Source organism: Streptomyces sp. NPDC002467 (genome assembly GCF_042889825.1).
GTDB lineage: Bacteria > Actinomycetota > Actinomycetes > Streptomycetales > Streptomycetaceae > Streptomyces.
In genome coordinates, this window is the sequence record NZ_JBIARJ010000006.1 from 388,223 (window position 1) to 411,237 (window position 23,015).

Annotated in this window: 23 protein-coding genes; 10 read left to right on the top strand and 13 right to left on the bottom strand. The window is 73.1% G+C overall.

Annotated elements, in window-relative coordinates:
- The first annotated feature begins 22 nt into the window (after nt 1-22).
- Nucleotides 23-1,030, top strand: coding sequence for a LacI family DNA-binding transcriptional regulator (locus tag ACFYYJ_RS16080; RefSeq protein ID WP_389132706.1), 1,008 nt, complete (start codon nt 23-25; stop codon nt 1,028-1,030).
- Between the two features lie 92 nt (nt 1,031-1,122).
- Here the strand turns inward: ACFYYJ_RS16080 and ACFYYJ_RS16085 are convergent, their stop codons facing one another.
- Both ACFYYJ_RS16085 and ACFYYJ_RS16090 read right to left on the bottom strand, forming a co-directional pair.
- On the bottom strand, nt 1,123-1,839 hold the full coding sequence (locus ACFYYJ_RS16085; protein ID WP_389132709.1) for a phosphatase PAP2 family protein: 717 nt from the start codon (nt 1,837-1,839) through the stop codon (nt 1,123-1,125).
- Nucleotides 1,840-1,988: 149 nt separating this feature from the next.
- On the bottom strand, nt 1,989-2,951 hold the full coding sequence (locus ACFYYJ_RS16090; RefSeq protein WP_389132712.1) for an alpha/beta hydrolase fold domain-containing protein: 963 nt from the start codon (nt 2,949-2,951) through the stop codon (nt 1,989-1,991).
- A gap of 256 nt (nt 2,952-3,207) precedes the next feature.
- On the opposite strand from ACFYYJ_RS16090, the gene ACFYYJ_RS16095 reads away from it, so the two are divergent.
- Nucleotides 3,208-3,657, top strand: coding sequence for an ATP-binding protein (locus tag ACFYYJ_RS16095; RefSeq protein WP_389132715.1), 450 nt, complete (start codon nt 3,208-3,210; stop codon nt 3,655-3,657).
- 513 nt (nt 3,658-4,170) lie between these two features.
- Here ACFYYJ_RS16095 and ACFYYJ_RS16100 read toward each other — a convergent pair.
- The 7 genes from ACFYYJ_RS16100 to ACFYYJ_RS16130 form a co-directional block, all read right to left on the bottom strand.
- Nucleotides 4,171-4,395: a hypothetical protein gene (locus ACFYYJ_RS16100; RefSeq protein WP_385358558.1), complete on the bottom strand. Its 225-nt coding sequence runs from the start codon at nt 4,393-4,395 to the stop codon at nt 4,171-4,173.
- A 241-nt stretch (nt 4,396-4,636) separates the two neighbouring features.
- The gene (locus ACFYYJ_RS16105) at nt 4,637-5,491 is read right to left on the bottom strand and encodes a DMT family transporter (protein ID WP_385131168.1); all 855 of its coding nucleotides are present in this window, start codon (nt 5,489-5,491) and stop codon (nt 4,637-4,639) included.
- 51 nt (nt 5,492-5,542) lie between these two features.
- Complete coding sequence (locus ACFYYJ_RS16110; protein WP_389132718.1) at nt 5,543-6,343, bottom strand: RimK family alpha-L-glutamate ligase; 801 nt, start codon at nt 6,341-6,343, stop codon at nt 5,543-5,545.
- Nucleotides 6,340-7,263 carry a RimK family alpha-L-glutamate ligase gene (locus ACFYYJ_RS16115; RefSeq protein WP_389132721.1) on the bottom strand — a complete coding sequence of 308 codons (924 nt, stop codon included), beginning with the start codon at nt 7,261-7,263 and terminating at the stop codon, nt 6,340-6,342. The genes ACFYYJ_RS16110 and ACFYYJ_RS16115 overlap by 4 nt, the downstream gene beginning before the upstream one ends.
- A 196-nt stretch (nt 7,264-7,459) precedes the next feature.
- A complete protein-coding gene (locus ACFYYJ_RS16120; RefSeq protein WP_389132724.1) occupies nt 7,460-8,185 on the bottom strand; it encodes an anti-sigma factor family protein in 726 nt (241 codons plus the stop codon).
- Nucleotides 8,182-8,793, bottom strand: coding sequence for a sigma-70 family RNA polymerase sigma factor (locus tag ACFYYJ_RS16125; RefSeq protein ID WP_385131156.1), 612 nt, complete (start codon nt 8,791-8,793; stop codon nt 8,182-8,184). The genes ACFYYJ_RS16120 and ACFYYJ_RS16125 overlap by 4 nt, the downstream gene beginning before the upstream one ends.
- 92 nt (nt 8,794-8,885) lie before the next feature.
- Complete coding sequence (locus ACFYYJ_RS16130; protein WP_389132728.1) at nt 8,886-9,887, bottom strand: DUF1996 domain-containing protein; 1,002 nt, start codon at nt 9,885-9,887, stop codon at nt 8,886-8,888.
- A 111-nt stretch (nt 9,888-9,998) separates the two neighbouring features.
- Here ACFYYJ_RS16130 and ACFYYJ_RS16135 point away from each other — a divergent pair, with 111 nt between their 5' ends.
- The 3 genes from ACFYYJ_RS16135 (at nt 9,999) to ACFYYJ_RS16145 (ending at nt 15,954) form a co-directional block, all read left to right on the top strand.
- Nucleotides 9,999-10,736: a DUF1838 family protein gene (locus ACFYYJ_RS16135; RefSeq protein WP_389132731.1), complete on the top strand. Its 738-nt coding sequence runs from the start codon at nt 9,999-10,001 to the stop codon at nt 10,734-10,736.
- Nucleotides 10,737-11,174: 438 nt separating this feature from the next.
- Nucleotides 11,175-12,938 (top strand): S8 family serine peptidase, encoded by a 1,764-nt coding sequence (locus ACFYYJ_RS16140; protein WP_385131149.1) that lies wholly within the window; start codon nt 11,175-11,177, stop codon nt 12,936-12,938.
- A 238-nt stretch (nt 12,939-13,176) separates the two neighbouring features.
- A complete protein-coding gene (locus ACFYYJ_RS16145; RefSeq protein ID WP_385358542.1) occupies nt 13,177-15,954 on the top strand; it encodes an AAA family ATPase in 2,778 nt (925 codons plus the stop codon).
- A 42-nt stretch (nt 15,955-15,996) separates the two neighbouring features.
- Here the strand turns inward: ACFYYJ_RS16145 and ACFYYJ_RS16150 are convergent, their stop codons facing one another.
- Together ACFYYJ_RS16150 and ACFYYJ_RS16155 are read right to left on the bottom strand one after the other, a co-directional pair.
- On the bottom strand, nt 15,997-16,407 hold the full coding sequence (locus ACFYYJ_RS16150) for a rodlin (RefSeq protein ID WP_385131143.1): 411 nt from the start codon (nt 16,405-16,407) through the stop codon (nt 15,997-15,999).
- A 156-nt stretch (nt 16,408-16,563) separates the two neighbouring features.
- Nucleotides 16,564-16,755, bottom strand: coding sequence for a DUF5302 domain-containing protein (locus tag ACFYYJ_RS16155; RefSeq protein WP_385131140.1), 192 nt, complete (start codon nt 16,753-16,755; stop codon nt 16,564-16,566).
- A 237-nt stretch (nt 16,756-16,992) separates the two neighbouring features.
- Here ACFYYJ_RS16155 and ACFYYJ_RS16160 point away from each other — a divergent pair, with 237 nt between their 5' ends.
- Nucleotides 16,993-18,354 carry an FAD-dependent oxidoreductase gene (locus ACFYYJ_RS16160; protein ID WP_389132736.1) on the top strand — a complete coding sequence of 454 codons (1,362 nt, stop codon included), beginning with the start codon at nt 16,993-16,995 and terminating at the stop codon, nt 18,352-18,354.
- Between the two features lie 135 nt (nt 18,355-18,489).
- On the opposite strand, the gene ACFYYJ_RS16165 is transcribed toward ACFYYJ_RS16160, so the two are convergent.
- Both ACFYYJ_RS16165 and ACFYYJ_RS16170 read right to left on the bottom strand, forming a co-directional pair.
- Nucleotides 18,490-19,002: a DinB family protein gene (locus ACFYYJ_RS16165; RefSeq protein ID WP_389132739.1), complete on the bottom strand. Its 513-nt coding sequence runs from the start codon at nt 19,000-19,002 to the stop codon at nt 18,490-18,492.
- Nucleotides 19,003-19,070: 68 nt separating this feature from the next.
- Nucleotides 19,071-20,588: an MFS transporter gene (locus tag ACFYYJ_RS16170; RefSeq protein WP_389132741.1), complete on the bottom strand. Its 1,518-nt coding sequence runs from the start codon at nt 20,586-20,588 to the stop codon at nt 19,071-19,073.
- Between the two features lie 138 nt (nt 20,589-20,726).
- Between ACFYYJ_RS16170 and ACFYYJ_RS16175 the strand changes: the two genes are divergently transcribed.
- From ACFYYJ_RS16175 to ACFYYJ_RS16190, 4 genes are all read left to right on the top strand, one after another.
- The gene (locus tag ACFYYJ_RS16175) at nt 20,727-21,170 is read left to right on the top strand and encodes a MarR family winged helix-turn-helix transcriptional regulator (protein ID WP_389132744.1); all 444 of its coding nucleotides are present in this window, start codon (nt 20,727-20,729) and stop codon (nt 21,168-21,170) included.
- Between the two features lie 16 nt (nt 21,171-21,186).
- Nucleotides 21,187-21,558, top strand: a complete 372-nt coding sequence (locus ACFYYJ_RS16180) for a DUF4180 domain-containing protein (RefSeq protein ID WP_385131126.1) — start codon at nt 21,187-21,189, stop codon at nt 21,556-21,558.
- Nucleotides 21,555-22,133: a HutD family protein gene (locus ACFYYJ_RS16185; RefSeq protein ID WP_385131123.1), complete on the top strand. Its 579-nt coding sequence runs from the start codon at nt 21,555-21,557 to the stop codon at nt 22,131-22,133. The genes ACFYYJ_RS16180 and ACFYYJ_RS16185 overlap by 4 nt, the downstream gene beginning before the upstream one ends.
- A gap of 113 nt (nt 22,134-22,246) precedes the next feature.
- On the top strand, nt 22,247-22,912 hold the full coding sequence (locus tag ACFYYJ_RS16190; RefSeq protein ID WP_385358530.1) for a DUF4360 domain-containing protein: 666 nt from the start codon (nt 22,247-22,249) through the stop codon (nt 22,910-22,912).
- The last annotated feature ends 103 nt before the right edge of the window (nt 22,913-23,015 follow it).

Sequence of the window (23,015 nt, forward strand, 5' to 3'; positions counted from 1 at the left end):
AAGAGGATCGTCGAGGGACGTCATGGCCAAAGACACGCAGGTCCCCGCGTCCATCACCAGTGCGGACGTGGCCCGTCTCGCAGGGGTGTCCCGGGCCACCGTCTCCTTCGTCCTGAACGACACCCAGGGCCACCGGGTCAGCGCGAACACCCGCGCCCGCGTGCTCGACGCGGCCAAGCAGCTCGGCTACGTCCCGCACGCGGCCGCCCGCTCCCTGCGGGCCGGCCGCAGCAACCTGGTCCTGATGCCCTCGTCGATCTCCGCGATCGGCCGCCTCGTCAGCGACTGGGTCGACGAACTGCACAGCGAGCTCGACCGCCACGGCTACACGGCCGTGCTGCACGCGGGCCGCTTCGCCGACCCCCTGGACGCCGCCCGGGCCTGGGCCGAACTGCGCCCGGCGGCCGTCGTCGCCCTCGACGGGGACCGGTTCACGCCCCAGGCGGCCGAACTCCTGGCCCGCGCCGGCGTCCGCGGTCTGCTGGCGTTCGCGGCCCGCCCCGTCGCGGGCGTGCACACCATCGGCCTGGAGGGGGCCGACATCGGCGCCACGGCCGCCGAACACCTCATCGCCCGGGGCAGGACCAGGATCGGCGTGGTCATGCCCATGGAGCGCGGCCTCGGCACCCTCGCCCAGCCCCGCCTCGCGGGAGCCGAGTCGGTCGCGGCCCGCCACATGGCCACCGTCACCCCCGTGGAGCTCGCGTACACGACCGAATCGGCGACGGCCGTCGCCCGCCGCTGGCGGAGCCTCGGCCTGGACGCGGTCTTCGCCTACAACGACGAGTACGCGACGCTGCTCATGCACGCGCTGCGGGCCGAGGGCATCGCCGTACCGGAGGACGTCGCGGTGGTCGGCTCCGACGACCTGGTCCTCTCCAGCCTCCAGCAGCCCCCGCTGACCACGATCCGGCTCGAACTGCCGTCGCCCGCGCTGATCGCGGACACGGTCCACGAACTCGTCGAATCGGGCACGGCGCCCGAGGTCCCGCCGGTGGAAGCCGTCCTCGTGCACCGCGGCACATCCTGAGCGACATGTCCTGAACGGAACGTCCTGAACGGCACGTCCTGAGCGGCCGGCCCGTCGGCGGAGGTGCCGCCGACAGGCCGGCCGCTGCCCGGTCAGTCCGTGTCCACGGCCGCCCCCCGACGGTCGTGACCACGTGCGTGCTCCCGGGCGAGCGCGGGCTGGAAGATCCACCAGGCCAACAGACCGGCCCCCGCGCCGGCGGCCGCTCCCGCGACGGTGTCGCTGATCCAGTGCGCGTGCAGCCAGGTCCGGCTCCACATCATGGCGAGGGTGAAGACCGCGCCCCCGAGCCACCACGCCCGGCGGCGGGCCAACGGGACGAGCAGCACGCCGGCGGCCACCACCAGCAGCGCCGCCGTGGCCGCGTGGCCGGACGGGAAGGAGCCGTGGTCGACGCGGACCAGCGGGTTCGCCGGACGGGGACGGTCCACCAGGTACTTGAGCGCCTGCACGACGAGCAGGTTGCCGCCGAGGTACACGGTGAGCAGGAAACCGACCGACGTCCACCGCCCGCGCACCAGCAGGAAGGTGAGGAGGGCGAGCGGGACGACGATGCCGACGGGGCCGCCGAACAGGTTCAGGGCCGAGGCCAGGACCTCGTAGACCCCGTCGTGCGGACCGCCCATCCACGTCAGCCACCGGTCGTCCAGCCCCTGGAAGGGCGGATTCGTGACGTCCGAGCGGACGACGAGCGCCGCCAGCCCGGCGGCCCCGAGGAGGACGAGGGCCAGGACGAGGACGCCACTGCTGCGCGCCGCCTCTCGGCCGCTGGGTCTGGTGGTGGGGACGGTGGCGGGAATGCTGGACATGACTGCCTCTCGCGGCCGCGGCGACGGCCGCGAGCCGGGTGTGCTGTGTGCCGTTCGGGGGTGAGGGGAAGGCGGGGGCGCGGTCCTCGGGCCTGTCGTTCGGATCAGGCCCTGGCCGCACCCCCGCCCTGGAGTGCCGGGGCCGGCTGTCAGGCCTGGGCGCCGAGGTGCCCGGCCAGGAAGGCCACGCTCTCGTCGACGATCGCGACGATGTCGGGCGAGCCGATGAAGATGTGGTCCGCGCCGTCGACGGGCCTCAGGGTGACCTCGCCCCCGGCGCGCGTCAGCTCCACGGCGAGGGCCTCGCTCTGGCTGTACGGGACCAGGCCGTCCCGGGTGCCGTGCACCAGCAGGAACGGCGGCGGGTTCGAGCCCTGCGCGTACGTCACCGGGCTCGCGGCCCGCGCCAGGTCGGGGCGCTCGTCCACCGTGGCGCCCAGCAGGGCCTCGTACGGATTGGGGAACTCGACCTCCGTCGGCATCGCCGGCATGGGGTGGCTGGAGAGGGCGACCACGTCGGAGACCCCGTACCAGTCGACGACGGCCAGCACTCCGGTGTCGCCGGAGCCGACGCCGTGCGCGCCCTCCATCGCCGGGCCGTCCGGGCTGCCGGGGCCGACGAGCCCGGCCAGGGCGGCCAGGTGGCCGCCCGCCGACTCGCCCCAGACCCCGACGCGGTCCGGGTCGATGCCGAGGTCGCCGGCGAAGTGGCGGACGTAGCGGATGGCGGCCTTCACGTCGTGCAGCTGGGCCGGGAAGGGCGCCTCCAGGCTGTGCCGGTAGTCGATGGAGACGAGCGCGAGGCCCGCCCCCAGCACCGCGCCGTGCAGCAGCGCGGCGGGCACGGTCGGCGGCGGGTAACGGCGGTCGCCGTCGAGCCAGCCGCCGCCGTGGATCCAGACCACGGCGGGGAACGGGCCTTCACCGGCCGGGACCTGGACGTCGAGCAGCCGGGGGCGGTAGCCGGGGGTCGTGGCGTACGTGATCCCGTCGAAGCGCCGGACGCCGTCCGTGCCGGTCACGGGGGGTACGGGCTTCTGGAACGGGGGCGGCGGCCAGGTCATGTCGGCCATGTCGGCGGTGTCGAACGCGGCCGGAGGGGATTGGGTCATTGCGGCCCTTCCAATGCGGATCCCGTGCGGATCCGATGCGGGTGGGTCCGGCGGACGGGGCAGGTTTCGGGTTTCATAACGTTTGTCCGAAATGCTTGCGTGGTCCGACGGCGTGTGCGTAGCGTGTTACACGTGTAATCAAGGACTCTAGCGACGCATTTCCGCTGACCACAAGCCCCGGCATGTTCGGGCTTCGAGATCAGTTGCACGAGCCAAACCCAGCGGCTGCGGCGCCTTCCCACCCCGGGAGCACGTCATGCACCTCACCACCGGCAGCTGCGCGATTTCCGCGCCCCAGACGGTCCGCAGCTTCGTCCACTGGGTTTCGGACCCCGTCGCGGCGCACGTTCCGCAGGTCAGAGCCCGTGTGCGGACCGTCCTCGACGGCTGGACGGTCCCCGCCGACACGGCCGACGCCCTGCTGCTGGCGGTGAGCGAGCTCGTCGGCAACGTCGTCCGGCACTCGGGCGCCGGGCGTATGCGCATCGGCCTGAGCTGCGGCGGGGGCTGGTTCCGCCTGGAGGTCGCCGACCAGGGCGCCGCGCTGCCCCGACTGCCGTCGCCCCGGGTGGAACCCGACGCGGAATCCGAGGACGGGCGGGGACTGCTGCTCGTGCAGCTGCTGACCGCCGAGCTGGGCGGCGGGCTCACCGTCACCGCCGATGCGACCGGGAAGTCCGTCCGCGTACGGATCCCGGCGCCCTGAACCGGACCGCCACGGCTTGCCCTGTCGCTTTCCCGCAGCTTCCCCCGTCGCTTCCCGTCGCCCCGGACCCGGGCGGAGCCCGGGGAACGGTGGAAGGGCGGGCAGGGGACGGCTCCGCGCAGCGGCACCCCGGCCGGGCCCGGGCGGCACGGTGGGCCGTCGGGGTCGGGCACGCGCCGGGGCACCTCCTCGGGCGTCGAACGGGCAGCGGCACCGGCAAGCACGGAGGGGTCGCGTTCGACGCCCTGCGGGGGCACCCGCCGCACGCCCGACCTCGACGGCGCGGGGGTGCCAAGTGGGGCCGCCCCGCAGGGCACCGGCGTTCGACGCCCCGCCAGGGCACCCCGCCGCACGCCCGACCTCGACGGCGCGGGGGTGCCAAGTGGGGCCGCCCCGCAGGGCACCGGCGTTCGACGCCCCGTCAGGGCACCCCGCCGCACGCCCGACCCCGACCGCGCGGGGGTGCCACGCAGGCCGCCCGGCCGAGCGCGCGCGTTCAGCCGGCCCCGCACGTCACTGCGGCTCGGCCGTCCAGTTCTCGGGTGCCAGCGGCGCCGGCATCCTCGCGGTGAACAGGGCCGCGACGACGCACTCGAAGAACGCCGGCGGAGCGAACCGGATCGACAGCCACAGCGGCACGGTGAACCCCGCCATGGTGAACCAGAGCCGCCACCGGAACTTCTCGATCGGCATCCGGGTGTGGTTCAGCGCCGCGCACAGCGTCACCGGCATCGTCACCCCGCCCAGTGTCGCCGGCACCACCATCCCGTTGCCCATGTAGGCCCGGACGAGAAGTCCGCGGCGAAGCCGAACAGCGGATGGGTCAGCACCCAACCCGCGGTGTGCAATCCGCGGTACGGCCCGACGAACCGCCCCATGCGCCGGAACACTCTCGCCATGCCGGGACCGTCCGCGACCATGTCGCCCCCCGGCAGTGAACGTGTACAACTGTGGGCGTCGGCTACACGCCAGCGCGGCGTCACGGCGCGCCCTCGCCCGCGCGGGCAACGGCCAGGACTCCCGCGCAGATCAGGGCCACGCCCAGGAGTTGGGGGAGCAGCCACCACTGCGAGCGGAGGTGTTCCTCGTACAGCAGCACGCCCAGCGCCACGCTGACGCTCGCGTCGCCGAGGGTCAGCGCCGGCTGGGAGGCGACCAGCGGGCCGCCCTGCATGGCGTGTTCGAGCAGCAGCAGGGCGCAGATGCCGGTCGCGCCGAAGGCGTACGTCTCCCAGGCGGTCAGGAACGCGACCAGGCCCCCCTCGTCCAGGAGGTGCACGGAGGACTTCATCAGGGCCGCCGTGAGCGCGTAGCAGACGGCCGTGGCGGCGCCCAGGCATCCGGCTCGCGCCCGGCCCGGCGGGCGCCGAAGCCCGGCCGCGGCCAGCGCGGTGACGGCCGCCGCGCACGCGGCCAGGGCCAGGACCCACCGATCGAAGGGGACGTGCGTACGGTTCCCCTGGGGCGAGGCGGCCGCCATCGCGATGCCGAGCCCGACGACCAGGATCGCGACCGCCAGCCACAGGGCACCCGGCAGCCGTCGGCGGGTGAACAGCGAGGCGATCAGCAGGGCCAGCGGGAGTTCCAGTACGAACAGGGGCTGTACGAGAGCGAGCGCGCCGGTGCCCAGTGCCACGGCCTGGCCGACCCCGGCCGCGATGACCGCGAGGATCCCGCCGATCCACAGCGGGCGCCGCAGCAGGTCCAGGATCAGGCCGAAACGGAAGCCCTCGCTCTGCGGCACCGTGAGGGCGGCCCGCCGCTGGAGCACGGTGGCCAGCGCGTTGGAGAACGCCGCGAACAGCGCGCAGAGGACCGGCAGGACGACGCCCATGCCCCGATCCTCGGCCATCCCGGCGCCGGTCACGGCCCGCGACACCCCCGGCTATCGGGTGGCGCGGGTCCGTCCGGTCGCGCGGCGCAGGGCGAGCGACGCCAGGGCCTCGGGGGCGCCGGCCTGGCCGCGGATGCCGGGGAAGGCGTTGACGTCCACGATCAGCGGCTTGCCGTCGCCGACGTCGATGATGTCCACCCCGTACACCTCCAGGTCGAACACCGCGCCGGTCTCCCGCACCAGATCGGCCCATCCGGCGGGCAGTTCGTCCAGGGGCAGCGGCCGGGTGGGGCCCCGGCCCCCGGGGGCGAGCTCGGAACGGCGCAGAGCGCAGAAGACCTGGTCCCCGATCGCCCAGAGCTTGTGGTCCCAGCCGTTGTTGGGGGCGAACTCCTGCACCACGACCGGCTCGTGAGGCCAGTCCAGGGCCAACTGCCGCAGTTGTGCGCCGTCGTCCACCCGGGCCACCAGGTCGCCCCGGCGGCTGCGCCGGCTCTTGACCACGACGGGGGAGGGCAGCGCGGCCTCGGACGCCCACGCCGAGAGCGATGCGTGGGTCCAGGTGGTGGCGAAGGGCAGCCCGGCCCCCAGGGCGAGCTCCGCCATCCGGGTCCGGTCCTGGCACAGCGCGGTGGCCGCGGCGGAGTTGACCACGGCCGAGCCCCGGCGCTCCAGCTCGCGGGCGAGCTCCAGCGCCGGCTCGGTACGCGACTTCAGCAGGTACACGTCGGCCGGTCGGTCGGGAGCCGCGTCCGGGGCGAGCACCTCGACCGTGTGCTCGGGTGCCAGCAGGGCGGTGGTGGCCGCGAGCAGCGGATGTCCGGGCTCCGGTGTGATCAGGCCGATCCTCACGCGCTTTCCCCCGCCCGGGCGGAGACCTGCCCCGACGGGGCCTGTGCCGGCGCCGTCTGTACCGGGATCGACACGGGCGGGGGGTACGACACGGCCGGGGCGTGGGCCGAGCCCGCCCGCGCCAGCTCCAGTACCGCCGCGGCCACGCGAGCCGGTGCGTCCGGCACCTGACGGAAGCTCGGGAAGTCGTTCACGTCGACCACGACCGGCCCGTCCGGGCCCAGCAGCACGTCGACCCCGTACAGATCGAGCCCGTACACCTCTCCCACCCGTGCGGCGATCGCCGCCACCTCCGCCGACAGCGGTACGCGCCGCTCCCGCACCGAGGGGTCCGGGTTCAGCGGGGAACAGCGTTCGGTGGCGAACAGCTCGCCGCCGACCCCGTACACCTTGATGTCCGTGCCGCGATTGGGTACGTACGGCTGGGCGATGAGCATGCCCTCGCCCGCGAGCACGGGGAGCATCGCCTCCAGCCGGTCCGGCGAGGACACCAGGTGCACGCCCCGCCCGGAGCTGCCGTCGGCGGGCTTGACGACGAGGGGGTACTCCGCGTCCGGTATCTCCCGCAGCAGTTCGGGGAGGGCCACCGCGTAGGTGACCGGCAGCGGAAGCCCCTTGCCGCGCCCGACGGCGGCGGCCAGCGCCTTGTCCCGTACCCCCCGGATCGAGCGGGCGTCGTTGACCGTGGTCGCCCCGGCCGCGGCCGCCGCCTCCAGGAGGGTCAGTCCGGGCCCGCCGGAGACCGTCTTCAGCACCCAGGCGTCGTGCGCCCCCGCGTCGACCGCCTCGCTCACGCGCAGCAAGGAACCGCCCGGCCGCACCACGTCGACCCGGTGGCCCCACGCGGTGAGTTGCCGGATCACCTCGTTCGGCATGCCGTCATGGCGGTAGTGCTCCTCCACCAGGAAGCAGAGCCTCATGGACCTTCCCCATATTCCCCGGACGTCCGCCGATCCCGTCCGGCGAGTTGTGACGCCACAGGATGTCATGAACCGCAATGTGATGATCGGTCCGGGCCTGCCCCTGTGTTGTCGGGCGGCACACAGGAGCCCGGGAGCTGGACAAGCTCCCGGGCTCCGTCAGGCCCGCCCCGTCGCGCCCGCCGCGCCGTGCCCCTCAGACCGGCACGGAGACGAACGCGCGGCCCGCCTCGTTCTCGACGAGGATCTGCTTCACGTTCGCCGGGTCCACGGCCGCCGAGCCGTCCAGCGACGCGCCCTTGCCCTCGCCGCCCGAAGCGCTGCCCACGACCCAGCCACCGGCGGTGGTGCGCGTGCCGTCCTTGGCGATCACGACCAGTCGGCACCGCTCGCCCGGCGGCACTCCCGTGACGGCCGCGTTCAGGCGCACCCACTTCATCGCGGGAGTCATCGTCACGGTGATGCGCGCCCCGGTGCCCGGATCGGTCGCGGAGGCCACCTTCGTCCCGGGAACGTGAGCCGGAGGGGCCGTCGTCACCGTCGGGGACGGCGGCGGCGGCACCGCCAGTGCCCCCTCGTCGCCGGAGCCGAGTTGCGTACCGGCCCAGAACACCGCGGCCAGCGAGGCCGCCGCGGCCACGGCCACGAGCCCGGTGCGTCGGCGCCGCCTGCCCTCCAGTTCGCCGCGCATCTGCCGCAGCGTGCGCTGGAGCAGCAGGTCCCCGCCCTGCGGTGGCCCGTCCAGGAACGCCTCCCCGGGCACCTCGCCCAGCGCCGCCTCCATCTCCCTCAACGCGGCCACCTCCTCCCGGCACCCCACGCATCCGCTCATGTGCTCCTCGACCCGGCGGACGTCCTCTTCGTCCAGTACGCCGAGGACGTACGGGCCGAGGAGTTCCTCCTCGTGCCGCTGCCCGTTCATGCCACCACCTCACGCAGTCCGGCGGGCTGCTGGGGCGGCCTGCCCGATCGTTTGCCGTCTCTGAAACCGTCGTCCCTCGCGCCGCCGTCGACGAAGAGCTCGCGCAGGGCCTTGAGCGCGTAATGCGCACGCGATTTGACCGTACCGGCCGGGATGCCGAGGCGGTCGGCGGCCTCCGCGACGCTCAGCTGCCGGTAGTACAGCACCGTCAGCACGTCCCGGTGCTCCGGGGACAGCCGGTCGAGGGCACCGAGGACCGTCATGGTGTCCACCACGGATTCGGCGTGGTCCGCCTCCACCGGGGGAGCGGCCGAAGCCCCGGAGACCTCCGGCGGCCGGGCGGCCTTGGCCCGGTAGCGGTCGGTGATGATGTTGCGGGCCACGGTGAGCAGCCAGCCGCGCACCGAACCCTTTCCGTTGACCAGTACTTCGGAATGCCGCCAGGCGCGGATGAGGGTCTCCTGGACCACGTCCTCGGCGGCGGCCCGGTCCCCGGTCAGCCTCGTGGCGTACGCGAGCAGGGCGTGGCCGTGCTCCTCGTACACCGACTTGATCAGTGCCTCGTCGGTCGAGCCCCGCCGAGTGCGGGGCCACAGTGGTCCGGCCATAACACCCTCTCCGTCTTCCTCGCTTCGTCGTGCGGTCGGAACACGCGGCCCGCGCGCGAGCGGTTCAGGTGATGTGGGTCACTCGCCTCCGCTCAGGTGCGGCAGTCGCGGCCCGTGTTGAGGCAGTCGACGACTCCGGCCATCTGCGCGTCGGTCATCGCGTTCACGAACATGGCGTGGTCCGTCCTGGGGCTGTGCCGCTGCTCGGGGAAGGAGTCGAGGGCGATCGCCGCGCCCGCGGGCACCTCGTAGGCGAGGGTGAGACGCAGTCCGGGGACGGGGAAGGTGCCGCGCGGGCAGTCGCCGCCCGCCTCCGGGAACCGCAGGTGCGAGCGGTGACCTGCGCTCGCCGTGTCCAGCCCGTTCCAGCAGCTCGGGAAGGCGAGGGTGCGGGTGACGAGGTCACCGGCCGGGCAACGCGGGTAGCGGGTGGTGGAGCGGTCGGGGGAGCCGGAACAACCCCAGCGGGCCCGGACGTCGGCGTCGGTGCCCGCGGTGAAGGCCACGGCGTCGCCCGTCATCCCGCGCAGGAACCGGGGCATCGGAACCACCTTGCTCACCGGGTTCCCGCGGAACTCCACCCGGACCGAGGCCTCCGGGAGGATTTCGCCGGCGTTGCCGTGACCCGCCGAGGTCTCGAACGGACGGGTGCCGGGACGGTCGGTGCGGCGCAGGACGGGCCAGTAGTACGTGGACCGGTCGCCGCCCGCGCAGCTGGTGGCGGCCGCGTCCAGGGAGGCGTCGGTGGACATCGCGTCCGCGGAGAGGTTCCCGACGTACGCGTGCGTGTGGTGGGCGCCGGCCCGCAACCCGGGTGAGACCACCAGGTTGTCCTCGTTGTAGTGGTCTTCCCCGTTGTGCCCGCACTCCACGGTCACCGAGCCCGCCGAGCCGTCGGGCCCGGTGGTCGGAGCGGGGCCGGAGGAGGGGGAAACGTCCCCGATGTCCACGTAGTCGGTGGGCGCCGGCCCGGCCGAACCGTGCCCGGGCCGCGGACCGGACGTTCCCGAGGCGCCCAGCAGGACCGCGAGCAGCCCGCCGCCGCCCAGCACCAGGCAGATGGCGAGAAGGAGCAGTCGGCGTTCGTTCCCCATGGTCGTCACGGTTGCCGGTGGCGCCGGCGCCGTCAACCTGGCATCCACATGCCGGGCGCGGCCCCGGGGCGTTCTTGTCCCGCGGCCGGCCGGATGCGCACAGTACGTCCCATGACACCTGCCGAGCTCGTGAACGCCCTCGCCCGCACGCGCGCGTCACTCGACGGCTCCGAGGTCACCCTCTGGTGGTCCGGGGACGTCCACTCGTGGGCCCCGGGGGAGCCGTACCGGCGCCTCTTCGGTTTCGAAGGGGTCAGCGTCGCCCGCCTCCTGCCCGACGAGGAGACCGGGGGCTGGCAACTGCTGAACCGGGAAGCCGCGTTCTACCTGGACCTGCTGACCAGGGAGATCATGGAGACCTGGGAGGACAAAAGGGTCGTCCACGTCTGGAACGACCCGGCGAACCTGCGGCTGCGGCCGTTCCCCGTCCCCATGACCGACCTCGGCGACCAGGTCTGCTTCAGCCTGGAGATCCCGCTGGCCTATCCCTCGCCGCTGCCGGTCGCCGAGTTCCCGCTGAACTCCGGGGACGACACCTACCGGGCGCTGGAGCTCTTCCAGTACTTCGCCCCGGCGAGCGTGACGACCACCGACGCGCCGAGCGTGCCCGCCACCCTGTCGTGGACGCGGATGTCCCCGTGGCTGCCCTGGATGGAACAGGGCCCGCGGCCCGGCGGCCTCACCTTCCACTGCCGGGGCCGCAAACTCGGCTCGTACGACGAGGTGCCCGAACGCACCCGCGCCTACATCGCGGCCCGCCACCCGGAGTTCGCCCGGGCCCCGGAGAAGTGGACCGAGCCGAACGAGACGAGCTGGACGTACTTCCGCAAACTGGCCGGTCCCCGCTGATAACGCCGCACCGGCCCACCCGAGGCCCAACCGGGGTACACCCCGCCGAACCTCCCCCGCAACCCTGCGCCTAATATCCGGCACGGGGGATCTCCGGGGGCCCGACAAGGGTTTTCCCCGTATCCGGTTCATCAGCCTGTTGCCTACTGTCTGCCCATCGGCGATCTTCCCCGGGCCGGTCGGACCCCACGCCAACCCCACATGGCGTGAATCCGCGCCGCCCGGCGAACCGTCGGTACCGCCGTTGCCCTGCCCCGCCGTCGAGGCCGGAGCGACGTGGCGCGCGGTGGCGGCCGGGGCGAGTCAGACCAGCTCGCTCCCGGCCCCGCAGCCGCCGGTTCACCTCCCACATTGCACCGACCGGCCGCTCCGGCCTGCCCGGAACGGCCCGTGAAAGGGAACACTGTGCACGCATCCAGACGTCGTAGGCTCATATCCGTGGCGGCCATCTCCGTCACCCTGCTCGCCGGTACCGCGACCGCGTCCGTGGCCGTCGAGACCCCCGCCGGAGCCCCCGCCGCCGCCGCGGCCGGCACCGCGCCGGTGGAGAACCTCATCGTCGGATACAAGGCTTCGGCCTCCGAGGCCAGTTCCAACACCGCTGCCGCCGCCGACGCCACGGCCAAGGGGAAGAAGGCCGGCAAGAAGGCGAAGTTCGACCGCCGCCTCGGCACCGGCGCCGCCCTCGTGAACCTCGGCGGCACCGTCGCGCCCAAGGACGCCGCCGACGTGATGGCCCAGTTCCGCGCCGACCCGGACGTCGCGTACGTCGAGGTGGACGCCCGGGCCTACCCGATGGCCGTCACCCCGAACGACACCGAGTACGCCAAGCAGTGGGACCTCTTCGAGCCCACCGCCGGCATGAACGTTCCCGCCGCCTGGGACAAGGCCACCGGCTCCGGCGTCACCGTCGCCGTGATCGACACCGGCTACGTGGCCCACTCGGACGTCGCCCCCAACATCGTCGCGGGCTACGACTTCATCACCAACTCCACCGCCGCCCGTGACGGCAACGGCCGTGACAACGACCCGTCCGACCAGGGCGACTGGAGCGCGGCCGGCGAGTGCGGCACCGGCTCCACGGCCAGCAACTCCTCCTGGCACGGCACCCACGTCGCGGGCACCATCGCGGCCGCCACGAACAACTCCAAGGGCGTCGCGGGCATCGCGTACGGCGCGAAGATCCAGCCCGTCCGCGTGCTCGGCAAGTGCGGCGGCGCGACCTCGGACATCGTCGACGCCATCACCTGGGCCTCCGGCGGCAGCGTCGCGGGCATCCCGGCCAACGCCACCCCGGCCAAGGTCATCAACATGAGCCTCGGCGGCTCCGGTGCCTGCAGCTCCACCTACCAGAACGCCATCAACGCGGCCGTCGCCCGCGGTACGACCGTCGTCGTCGCCGCCGGCAACAGCAACGCGGACGCGGCGAACTTCTCGCCGGCCAGCTGCAACAACGTGATCAACGTCGCCTCCACCAACCGGACCGGCGACCGCTCGTTCTACTCCAACTACGGCGCCATCATCGACGTCGCCGCCCCGGGCGGTGAGACCCGCCGCGGCACCGACACGCCCGGCACCGTCACCACCCCCGAGAACGGCATCCTCTCGACGCTGAACGCCGGCACCACCACCCCGGGCGCCGAGATCTACAAGCCGTACCAGGGCACCAGCATGGCCGCCCCGCACATCGCGGGCCTCGCCGCCCTCGTGAAGTCGGCGAACCCCGCGCTGACCCCGGCGCAGATCGAGACCCTCATCAAGGACAACGCCCGCCCGCTGGCCGGCACCTGCACCGGCGGCTGCGGCACCGGCCTCGCCGACGCGGCCAAGACCGTCGCCGCTGCGACCTCGGTCCCGCCCACCTCGGGCTTCGAGAACACCACGGACTACACGATCGCCGACAACGCCACCGTGGAGAGCCCGATCACCGTCAGCGGTGTCACCGGCAACGCCCCGGCCGCGCTCAAGGTGGGCGTCAACATCCTCCACACCTACATCGGTGACCTCAAGGTCGACCTGGTCGCCCCCGACGGCAGCGTCTACACCCTGCACAACCGGGCCGGCGGCAGCACCGACAACATCAACCAGGTCTACACCGTCAACGCCTCCTCCGAGGTCGCCAACGGCACCTGGAAGCTCCGGGTCAACGACAACGCCGCCGGCGACACCGGCAAGATCGACTCCTGGAACCTCGGCTTCTGACCGAGCCCGGACCGCCCTTCGCGCCGAGCCCCCCAACTCGGCCTGACGGGGCGATAGTACGGACCAAGTGAACCCGTCGGACCTGCTGATACTCCTCGTATCGGCGGGTCCGACGGTTTTTCCGGCCGGCCGACTGAATTCTGCGTCACAATCGGGGCCCGCCCGCCCTGTGACCTCGTATTGTCGCGTCTCACAGGAAAGGCACAGGAGCTGGGGACCGAGAGGCTGGTGGCGGTGCGTGGTGGCGGCGGGGCACGCTGACACAAGTGTCGGACACGTTGAACTCATCAAGGCGGTCGACCGCGCGCTGACCACGCACGGCCGGGCGCTCGTCACCGGACCCGCCGGCGCGGGCAAGACGGAACTGGTGCGCGCCGTCGCGGCCGCGGCCGAAGCGCGCCGCGAGACGGTACTGCGGCTCGCGCCCGAAGCGGGCGACCAGCGGATACCCGAGGCCTCCGCCGCGGCCCTGCTCGCCTCCGTGCCGGGGTCCGGGCTCGAACAGCTCGCCGGGCCGCAACGCACCGCCATCGCCCTGCTGTGCCGCGAGGCGGAAGCCCCGCGCGTCGGCCGCGACCACGTCGCCCTGCGCCTCGCCGTCGTCGAGGTGCTGCGCACGCTCGCCGCCCGCCACCCGGTCCTGCTCGTCCTGGACAACGCCCAGTGGATGGACGCCGAGAGCACCGACCTGCTCCGCTTCGCGCTGCGCCTCACCCCGCCCGGCGTACGGGTCCTCGTCGCCGAGCAGCCCCGGAACGGCGCCCCCGTCGGCGAACCCCTCTGCGGCCCGGACACCCCCGCGATCCGGATCCCGCCGCTCGGCGCGGACGAGGTCGCCGAACTCCTCGTCCGCCACGGCCTGCCGGCCCGCCTCGCCGGCCGCATCCACCAGGCCAGTGGCGGCAATCCGCGCCTCGCCCTCGCCCTCGGCCACTCCTTCGCCGAATCCGCCGGCGCCCGCGACGGCGGCGCGCACCACGCCGATGCCCTGCCCGTCTCCGGGCAGGCCCGGGAAGTGGCCCGCAGGCTGCTCGCCGGAGTCCCCGCCGAGGCCCGCCGCACCCTGCTCCTGGCCGCCCTCGCCGCCCGCCCCACCACCGCCCTGCTGCGCCGCGCCGGACGCCCCGACGCGGAGGCGGAGCTGGCCGCCGCGGAACGGGCCGCACTGGTGAGGGTCGGGGAGGACGGCGGCGTCGAGTTCACAGCCGGCGCCCTGCCCACCGCGCTCGCCGCGGACGCGGGATGGCCCGAACGCGCCGCCGGACACGCGGCCCTGGCCGACGCCGTCGACGACCCCGTCCAGGCCGTGCGCCACCGCGCGCTCGCCGTGGACGCCCCCGACCAGTGGCTCGCCGCCGAGATCACCGAGGCCGCGGACGTCTGCCGGCGCCTCGGCCGGCGGGCCCTCGCGGCCGAACTGGGCCTGCTCGCCGCCGAACGCACCCCGTCCTGCCTGGCCGGCGAGGAACTCGCCCGTCTCGTCGCCGCCGCCGAGGACGCGGGCTGGGCCGGCCGCGCCGACCTCGCCCACCGCGCCACCCGGGCCGTACTCGCCCGCGACGCCTCGCCCGCCGACCGGGTGCGCGCCCGGCTCGCCGTCATAGACGCCGCCGGACAGGCCCTCGGCACCCTCGACGAGACCTTCGCGTACGCCATGGCCGACGCCGCGGGCAACCCCTCGCTCCAGGCCGCCGTCCAACTGCGCATGGCCTGGAAGCACAATCTCAGCGACGGCGACCCCGTCCGCTCCCGCGACGCCGCGGCCCGGGCCGGAGCCCTCGCCGCGCTCGGCGGCGACCAGGTCGCCGAGGCCATGGCCCTGACGGTGCGGGCCCGCATGGGCCGCATCCTCGGCGACCCGGGCGCCGAGGCGATCCTCGCCGAGGCGCTCGCGCTGCCCGCCCCCGAAGTCCCGCTCGGCATGCGCAACGCGCCCCAGTACCTCGCCGTACGGCACGCCCTCTTCGACGACAGCCTCGACGACGCCCGCCGCCGGCTGATGGTCCTGCTCCCGGCCGTCCAGGCCACGGGATCCGCCGAGGACGTCTTCGAGGTGCTGCGCAGCCTCGCCGAGGTGGAACTGCGCGGCGGACGCTGCGGGGCCGCGTCCCTGCGCGCCCGTCAGGCCCTCGAACTGACCATAGAGGCGGGCCTCTCGCCGGGCCCCGCCTGGTACCTCGCCGCGATGGCGGAGGCCGGGGGCGGCAGTTTCGCGCGGGCCGCCGGTTACGCCCGCCGCGGCATCCAGGCCTCGCGGGAGGAACGGGACCAGGTCTTCCTCTCCCGCAGCCTCCACGCGCTCGGCCTCGTCGAACTGGCCACGGGAGAGGCGGCGAAGGCCGTCGCCACCCTGCGCCGGGTCGAGGAACTCGAAGCCGCCCAGAAGGTGGCCGACCCCTCGATCCTGCGCTGGCACGGGGAACTCGCCGAGGCCCTGGTCGCCGCCGACGCCCCCGCGGAGGCGGCCCGGTTGACGGACCGCGTGCGCACCGTCGCCGTCGGCCTCGGCCGGGGCGGGGTCGTCGCCGCCCTCGACCGGGCGCGCGGCCTGTGCCTGTCCGCGCAGGGCGAGGCCGACGCGGCGGTCCACCTGCTGGAGACCACCGCGCAGCGGTTCGAAGCCCTCGGACTGCCGCTGGAGCGGGGCAGGACGCTCCTGGCCCTCGCCCGCGTCGAGCGGCGCCGCCGTCGGCGCGCACCCGCCCGGGCCGCGCTGATGGCGGCGGCCGAGGTGTTCGGCCGGGCCGGGGCCACCCCGTGGACCGAGCTCGCCGGTGAACCCGCGGGCGGCGACGGCACCCGTACGGAATCGGCGGCGGCCCAGGCCCTCACCGAGGCGGAGGCCCGGCTCGCGCTCCTCGTCAGCCAGGGGGCCAGCAACCAGGAGGCCGCGGCGAAGCTGTTCGTCAGCGTCAAGACGGTGGAGGCCCGGCTGACCCGCATCTACCAGAAGCTCGACGTGCGTTCCCGGGCCCAGCTGGCCACCGCCCTGACCAAACGGAACGCGCCGGCGTAGCGAGTGCCACGCCGGCGCGTTGCCGGTGTCCGACCGGGAGGGTCAGCTGCCGGCGGAGAGGTTGCCGGACAGCACCGGGATGTTGCTGAGGATGTGCGAGGCGGTCTCGTCACCCTTGGCCTGGGTGGAGTTCTCGGCGCACTGCTGGTTCTGCGGGTTGGACGCGATCGGGATGTCCTGGACGCCCACGTTGACGAGCGCGAGGACGGACTGGGCGTTGATCTTGGCGGGGAGGCCGACGCAGAGCTTGTTGAGGGAGCCCTGGACCAGGCTCGCCTGCGGGCTCATCGCGCCCTGGGTCTCCTGGTTGCCGAAGACCTGCGAGGCGCCGTTGCCGTTCACGGTGTTGACGCCGTTGTCGTTGCCGATCGCCATCGCCGGGGTGGCTACGGCGGCACCGGCACCCAGGACGGAGGCGGTGACCGCGGCGGATGCCATGAGCTTCTTGAACATGTCGGGGATCCTTCTTCTGTCGCACTGTCGCATGAGATAGCTGCCCTCGGCGGGACAGGCTGATCAACTGTCGACGGCGCCAGGAGTTATCCCCCATCACCCGGGTGGCCCATTCGGCACACCGGACCACCCGGCGTGGGCTCCTGCGTTACGGGCTCAGCCGGTCTTGCGGCGGACCTTCTTGTTCTTGCCGCCTCCGCCGCTGCCGGCACCCTGGACCTTCGCGAGGTTCTGGTGCGCCTGCTGGGACCGGGCATTGGCGGCGTTGCGGTCCAGGGCCTCCCGGAACTTGCGCTTGGCCGCCTCCGCCGGGGATTCGTCCGGCGGGGTCTGGGTCTCGTCTGCCATGTGTCCTCCTGGAGTGATCAAGCGAATTCAGTCTGTCAGTCCGGATCCGCGCTGACCAGCGAGTTCGCGGGGGAGGGCCGTCTCGTGGCAGGTCGACGGCACTCCCAAAGGGCCGCTTGGGTCGGCCATAAGATTTGGTTATGGGGGCATAAGTCGACACCGGGTGCAAGGTAAGGCTGACCTTCGTTTAGGGTTCAGCATGATCCACCGTGCTGTCGCTCGAAGGGAACCATTGCCATGCCTCGCCCTCTGCGAGTAGCGATCGTCGGTGCCGGACCCGCCGGCATATACGCCGCCGACGCCCTGCTGAAGTCCGAGACCGCCGCGGAACCGGGCGTGTCCATCGACCTCTTCGAGCGGATGCCCGCACCGTTCGGCCTGATCCGTTACGGGGTCGCGCCGGACCACCCCCGGATCAAGGGCATCATCACGGCCCTGCACCAGGTGCTCGACAAGCCCCAGGTCCGGCTCTTCGGGAACGTCGACTACCCGAACGACATCGGCCTCGACGAGCTGCGCTCCTTCTACGACGCCGTGATCTTCTCCACGGGTGCCACCGCCGACCGCGCGCTCCCCATCCCGGGCGTCGACCTCGCCGGCTCCTACGGCGCAGCCGACTTCGTCTCCTGGTACGACGGCCACCCCGACGTCCCGCGCACCTGGCCGCTGGAGGCCGAGAAGGTCGCCGTGCTGGGCGTCGGCAACGTCGCCCTCGACGTCGCGCGCATCCTCGCCAAGACGGCCGACGAACTGCTGCCGACCGAGATCCCGGCCAACGTGTACGACGGCCTCAAGGCGAACAAGGCCCTGGAGGTGCACGTCTTCGGCCGCCGCGGTCCGGCCCAGGCCAAGTTCAGCCCGATGGAGCTGCGCGAGCTGGACCACTCGCCGAACATCGAGGTCATCGTCAACCCCGAGGACATCGACTACGACGACGGCTCGATCGCCGAGCGCCGCAAGAACAAGCAGACCGACATGGTCGCCAAGACCCTGGAGAACTGGGCGATCCGCGACGCCGGCGAGCGCCCGCACAAGCTGTACCTGCACTTCTTCGAGTCGCCCACCGAGGTGCTCGGCGAGGACGGCAAGGTCGTGGGCCTGCGCACCGAGCGCACCGAGCTCGACGGCACGGGCAACGTCAAGGGCACCGGCCGGTTCACCGACTGGGACGTCCAGTCGGTCTACCGGGCCGTGGGCTACCTCTCCGACGAGCTGCCGAAGCTCCCCTGGGACGCCGAGTCGGGAACCGTCCCGGACGAGGGCGGCCGTGTCATGGAGGCCGGCGGCCACCTGCCGTCGACGTACGTGACCGGCTGGATCCGGCGCGGACCGATCGGTCTGATCGGCCACACGAAGGGCGACGCGAACGAGACCGTCGCCAACCTGCTGGCCGACCACGCGGAGGGCCGCCTGAGCGTCCCCGAGGCGCCGGAGCCGGAGGCCGTCGAGGCCTTCCTCGCCGAGCGGAGCGTGCGCTACACGACCTGGGACGGCTGGTACAAGCTGGACGCCGCCGAGAAGGCGCTGGGCGAGCCGCAGGGCCGCGAGCGAGTGAAGATCGTCGAGCGCGAGGGCATGCTCGACGCGAGCGGCGCGTAACGCCGCGCAGGGCCGGTGCTCGGATCGAGCGCCGGCCCTCGTGCGTGTGGCGCGGCCCGGCGATCCGGTGCGGCGCCGCTGCCGGGGGCTCCGCCCCCGGACCCCCGCGCCTCAAACGCCGGCGGGTCTGGAATGTCAGCCGCGGTGCTCCAGCAGGCCCCGTACGAAGGCCGCCTGGCCCGCGTGCTGCCAGTCGTCGCCCAGCACGCTCACCAGGCGGACGCCCAGGGTGACCGGCGGGTCCCAGCGCTCGTCCACCACCCGCTCCAGATCGGCGGCGGTGAGGCCGCGGACGAAGCGGAGGGTCTGTTCGTGCACCGCGTCGTGGTAGCCGAGGAGCAGCTCGCCCGAGTCGACCCGGACCGAGGCGACCTGGCGGGCGGTGTGCCCGTACCCGGTCGAGTCCGCGGGCAGGGGAAGGGCGAACCGGGCCGCCCAGTCCTGGGACCGCCAGACCTGCTCCAGGTCCGCCGCGTCGGCGATGTGGTCGTCCTGGATCCGGGTCAGGTGCCAGACCAGCCAGGTGATCGAGTTCGCGGCCGGATCGACCTGCGCGTTGAGCGATCGCGCGGGGAGCCCGCCCACGACCTCGTGGACGAGCTCCCGGATGCGTACGAACGCGTCGGTGATGACCTCCGTAGCCTTCATGCACCCACCATGCGGGGCCGGACGGCCGACCCGCCGTGCGCGACACGCGGCGGGCCGGCCGTGGCGGCTCAGGCGGTCGCGGAGGCCTTCTCGGACTCCGGCGAGCCCGCGGCGCCGGCCTCGGCGGGCGGCGGGACCGACCCGGTCGCCACCGTGCCCCGGTTGCCGCGCAGGCCGAGCCAACCGATCAGCGCGACGAGGGCGAAGGCCACGGCCCCGATCCCGAAGGTGAGGGTGAAGCCGGACTCGGCGGGCAGCGGGGGCACCCCGGCGGGCAGGTGCTCGATGGTCTTCGAGGCCAGGATCGTGGTGACGATCGCGCTGCCGATGGCGCTGCCCGTCGAGCGGGAGATCGAGTTGATGCCGTTGGCGATGCCGCTCTGGTGGTGCGGGACGCTCGCCATGATCACGGCGGGCATGGCGGCGTAGCCGAAGCTCACGGCCGCGCCCACGACGAGACCGGCGCCGATCACCGAGGCGGTGTGGGCGTGGTCGAGGGCCAGCCAGGCGAACCCGGCGGCGCCGAGCGCGGCGGCCAGACCCAGTGCCACGCGCGGACCGCGGTGGCGGACCAGTTGGCCGCCGAGCGGGGAGGCGAGCAGCGAGACGATCGCGCCGGGCAGCAGGAACTGGACGGACGCGCGCAGGATCGACGCGCCGAAGCCGTAGCCGGTGAGGGCCTCGGGCATCTGGACGAGGTAGGAGACGCCCAGGAAGTTGGCGAACATGCCGAACCCGACGAGGATGCCGGCCAGGTTGGCCATCAGCACCGGGCGGTGGACGAACATCCGCATGTCGACCAGGGGCTCGCGGACCTTGAGCTCGGTCAGCACCCAGACGGCGGCCATGACGGCGGCGCCGGCGAAGCTGCCCAGCGTGCGGCCGGAGGTCCAGCCCCACTCGTGGCCCTGGGAGATCGGGAGCAGGAGCAGCAGCAGCGTGATGCCGAGGGTCAGCGCGCCGAGGAAGTCGGTGCGTCCGCCCGTCTTGTGGCGGGTCGCGGGGACCAGGAAGAGCACGGCGAGCAGGGCGATGACCGCGAAGCCGGTCGCCATCCAGAAGGCGTTGCGGTAGTCGGCGCCGGAGCCGGAGGTCAGCAGACCGGTGGCGACGAGCGCGAGACCGCTGCCGAACGCGAGCGTGCCGCTGACCAGCGCCATCGCGCCCGGAAGCTTCTGCGGCCGGACCTCTTCGCGCAGCACGGACAGCGCCAGCGGGAAGATCGCGGTGGCGGCTCCCTGGAGGACCCGGCCCAGGATCAGCAGCGGCAGCGAGGAGGCCAGCGCGGCGATCACGGAGCCGGCGACCATGACGGCGAGCACGGCCACCAGGGTCGGCTTCTTGCCGTGCTGGTCGCCGAAGCGGCCCAGGAGCGGGGTGAACACGGCCGCCGAGAGCAGGGTGGCGGTGGTGACCCAGCTCACGCCGGCGGTCGAGGCGCCGAGGTCGGCGCGGATGAGGCCCAGGATCGGGACCGGCAGGGTCTGCATCATCGACACGACCATGGCGGCCAGGCTCAGGGCGAAGACGATGACCGTCTCGTTCCTGTGCCCGGTGGCCGGGGCGGCGGGGGAGGGGGTGCTCATGGCGGGCGGGTCCTTCTCGGGAGCTTCAGGGTGCAGATGTTTGATGTCTTCAAGTAACTCGACCGAAGGTAGACCTCAATAGTTCAGGTGGTCAAGTAAACAATTGATAATGTGAAGCATCCTGAGTACGCTCCAGGCATGAGCGACACCGCCGCACCGCACGCCCCCGCCAAGCTCCAACTGCTGGAACTGCTCGCCGCCATCGGCACCGCCCAGTGGCGGGACTTCGCGGCCGCCGCCGCCCGCCACGGCCTCACCTCCACCCAGGCCCGGGTCCTCGCCCAGCTCGACGGCCCCGTGCCCATGCGCGGCCTGGCCGCGCTGCTGGTGTGCGACGCGTCGAACGTGACCGGCATCGTCGACCGCCTGGAGGCCCGCGAGCTGGTGCGCCGCGAGCCGGCCCCCACCGACCGCCGCGTGAAGAACGTGGTGGCCACCGAAGCGGGCCGCGAGGTCATCCGACGCGTACGGGAGGAGATGCAGGCGACGCACGGCGCCCTGGACACCCTCGACGAGGCCGAGAGCGCGACCCTCTACGCCCTGCTGGAACGGCTGCGGCCCACCATGGAGAAGCACGCCTGAAGTAGCCTCGACTCCCATGAGTACTCTGCGGACGATCAACGACGTGCCGGTGCTGATGTGCGAGGCCGAGGGCGAGCCCATCGCTGGCGAACGCGAGGCCCTGGACTACATAGGAAACGCGGGATACCAGGGCGCCGAGTGGGTCGTCATCCCCGTCGGGCGCTTCGACGAGTCGTTCTTCCGGCTGAGCACCCGGGTCGCCGGGGCGATCATCCAGAAGTTCGTCCAGTACCGCGTGGGGATCATCGTCCTCGGCGACATCTCCCGCCACACCGAGGCCAGTTCGGCGCTGCGCGACTTCGTCCGCGAGTGCAACCGCGGCACCCAGAGCTGGTTCGTCGCCGATGACGACGAGCTGCGCGAGCGGCTGGCGGGGGCGCGGGCGTGAGGAGCGGCGCCCAGGTCCGGATCCTGCGCGCGGCCGGTCGCACCGCCGCCGTCTGGAAGAACGGCGGGGGAGTCACCCGGGAGATCGCCGCCTTCCCCGACGGTGCCGGGATGGACGACTTCCTGTGGCGGGCGAGCCTCGCCGAAGTCGCCGCGGACGGGCCGTTCTCGGCCTTCCCCGGGATCGACCGCACCCTCACCCTGGCCGAAGGCGCGGGCATGGACCTCGTGGTCGGGGGAGAACGGCGGCTCGTGGACGAGCGGTTCGCCCCACAGGACTTCCCCGGGGACGAGCCGACCGACTGCCGGCTGCTGTCGGGCCCCGTCGTCAACTTCAACGTGATGTACCGCCGGGGCGCGGTGAAGGCGGAGACCGCCGTCGTGCGGGGCCGGCTCTCGCGCGCCGTCGTGACGGACGAGACCCTTCTGGTGGCCGCCCTGGAGGGGGGTGCCACCGTCCGGGTGGGGCGTGCCCCCGACCTTTCGCTGGAGCGGTACGACGCGGTGCTGGTGATGGGCGACTTCCTCGACTACATGGACATCTCCGGGCACGCGGCGCTGGTCTGCTTCCGGTAGCGGCACGCAGGGGGTGACACGGCGTCACGCCCTGCGGCCATAGAGGTGAGAGCGGACCGTCCGTCGACCGCGCCGAGCCCCCGCGCCCGCCGCGGAGCGCTATCCATGTCGACGTGATCAAGTCGCTCCGTACCGGATTCACCGCAGCCGCCGTGACCGCAGCTCTCGTCACGCTCAGCCCCTCGGCCGGCGCCTCGGCCTCGGCCCCCGCCGGCCTGGCCCCCTCCGACAAGGTGACCGTCGACGTCGCCACCGTGAACGGATCGGGCTGCCGGCCGGGCAGCGCCACCGTCGCCGTGGCACCGGACAACTCGGCCTTCACCGTCACCTACAGCGAGTACGTCGCCCAGGCCGGCGGAGGCATCTCCGCCGTCGAGGGCCGCAAGAACTGCCTCCTGTCCCTGATCGTGCACGTCCCGCAGGGCTTCACCTACGCCGTGGCCCAGGTCGACTACCGGGGCTTCGGCAGCCTCCAGCCGGGCGCGGTCGGCACGCAGAAGGCCTCCTACTACTTCCAGGGCATGAGCCAGACCGCCCAGCGCAGCCACAAGTTCCCGGGCGCGCTCGACGACAACTGGCAGGCGACCGACACCACGGGCATCGAGGCCCTGGTCTTCGCGCCCTGCGGGGAACAGCGCAACTTCAACATCAACACCGAGCTGCGCGCCGAGGTGGGCACCTCCGACCCGTCGAAGATCAGCTTCATGGCCCTCGACTCGACGGACGGCAGCATCAACAGCAAGTACCACTTCTCCTGGAAGCAGTGCCCGAAGCACTGACAGGCCCTAGGGCCTGTCGTCAAACTCCCGTCTGCCCCGCGACGCCTGGCACGCGCTCTCGCCGCACCGGGCGGAAGCCAAGTACGTCCAGTACGCGGGCTTC